Source organism: Finegoldia magna (genome assembly GCF_018371055.1).
Classification (GTDB): Bacteria; Bacillota; Clostridia; order Tissierellales; family Peptoniphilaceae; genus Finegoldia; species Finegoldia magna_I.
The window spans coordinates 1-1,103 of record NZ_JAGYZD010000365.1 but is presented as its reverse complement, the minus strand read 5'-3'; the positions used below and the strand labels follow the sequence as shown (position 1 = coordinate 1,103).

At 33.5% G+C, this 1,103-nt stretch carries 1 protein-coding gene; it reads right to left on the bottom strand.

Features of this window, described 5'->3' with window-relative positions; all coding sequences use genetic code 11:
• Positions 1-195: 195 nt before the first annotated feature.
• The coding region (hprK, locus tag KHW44_RS09915; RefSeq protein ID WP_304068979.1) for an HPr(Ser) kinase/phosphatase at positions 196-1,103 on the bottom strand (908 nt) is incomplete at its 5' end.

Below are 1,103 nucleotides of genomic sequence, written 5' to 3'. Positions count from 1 at the left end.
TGCATAAGCTACGTGAGCAGCGGCTGTATTTCCATCCATGGTTTTCATGTGTTTTGCCATTTATTTAACCCCCTATATATAAATAAATAAATTGTTTAAATCAAAACGGATGAACTCCGCTCTATGAGTTATTATAACTCAATAATTTTTTCATTGCAAGAATAACAAACTTCATCAAAAAATTTTATTGTGAAATTATTTTTTGTTATTTTTTAACTGCTTTCTATGCTCCTCAGTATCTTTTTTCATATTTGCAATTAACTTATTATTTAACTCTTGTGCAGCATTATAACCCAAAAGTTTTTGTCTTTGATTTCTAACTGCAACTTCTACAATCATTGCGATATTTCTACCTGGTTTTACAGGAACTTCAAGATATGGAAGTTCAACTCCCAAAATTTCTGTAGTGTGTTCGTCAAGTCCAATTCTGTCGTATTCTTTATCGTCTTGCCATTTTTCTAGCTTTATAACCAAATCGATAAACGTTGTTAATCTTACTGAACCAGTACCGTATAATCTTTGAATGTCTAAAATTCCAAGACCCCTAACTTCCAAATAGTGTCTGATATTAAGAGGAGCTTGTGCCAACAATCCTTTTTCGATTTTTCTAATTTCAACCACATCATCTGCAACAAGTCTGTGACCTCTAGTAACCAAATCCAAAGCAGTTTCGCTCTTTCCTACTGAGCTGTCTCCCATCAACAAAACTCCCATACCAAAAACATCCAACAACGAAGCATGAATTGTATCTTCTTCACTAAGAAAATATTCCAATACTTCATCCAAGGCTGAGATAAGTCTAGTAGTTGTTCTGTCCGAAATTAACAAAGTTTTGTCGTATTCTTCGGCTAATTTTCTAACTTCATCTGGAATTTGAGCATAGTGTGAAAACACAATACAAGGAATATCATATTCCATCATTGCCCTTACTCTTTCTTTTCTAAGCTCAATATCCATCGCCATATAATATGCAAGTTCAGCCTTACCGAACAATTGAATTCTTCTGTATGGAAATTCTTCCAAGAAACCAGATAATTGCAACCCTGGTCTGTTTATTTCAGAATTTGTAATCTCAATTGTTTCGTAATCAGAACTTGTCCTTA